General features: G+C 50.1%; 2 tRNA genes and 1 rRNA gene. All 3 read left to right on the forward strand.

Annotation, left to right across the window (positions count from 1 at the left end):
• A 16S ribosomal RNA gene (locus FH603_RS28355) occupies nt 1-100 on the forward strand; the annotation flags it as partial.
• A gap of 58 nt (nt 101-158) precedes the next feature.
• Nucleotides 159-232, forward strand: a tRNA-Ile gene (locus tag FH603_RS28360).
• A gap of 28 nt (nt 233-260) precedes the next feature.
• A tRNA-Ala gene (locus FH603_RS28365) sits at nt 261-334 on the forward strand.
• The last annotated feature ends 219 nt before the right edge of the window (nt 335-553 follow it).

A 553-nucleotide genomic window follows, 5' to 3' on the forward strand; every position in this document is an offset into this window, starting at 1 on the left:
TGAAGGTCGGTATAACCGCCGGGCAAGGGTAAACTCGGTGACTAGGGCTAAGTCGTAACAAGGTAGCCGTACCGGAAGGTGCGGCTGGAACACCTCCTTTTTGGAGCCGATCCTTAGGGATAGTTAATGGTACCTTTGATGTCAATGCGCAAAGAGTTGGGCTTGTAGCTCAGGTGGTTAGAGCGCTACACTGATAATGTAGAGGTCCGTGGTTCGAGTCCACGCAGGCCCACTAGTACCAGAGTTACAACAAATTAGCCGGGGGATTAGCTCAGTTGGCTAGAGCACCTGCTTTGCAAGCAGGGGGTCAACGGTTCGAATCCGTTATTCTCCACTTGGACCATTCGGGTCCATATGTTCTTTGACCTGCAGGGAGAGATTCATAGTTTCGTAAGGAACTATGGAGTATGAATAGAGTCTGAATTACGATTCAGTACGATTCTTTAGTAGAGGCAATCATTTTAAGTGAAGCGTGACAACACGCAGCAAAAGGGCGTCTGGGGGATGCCTAAGGCTTCTGGTGGCGATGAAGGACGTGGCAAGCGACGAAACG

The organism is Spirosoma utsteinense (genome assembly GCF_014282275.1).
Taxonomy (GTDB): domain Bacteria; phylum Bacteroidota; class Bacteroidia; order Cytophagales; family Spirosomataceae; genus Spirosoma; species Spirosoma utsteinense.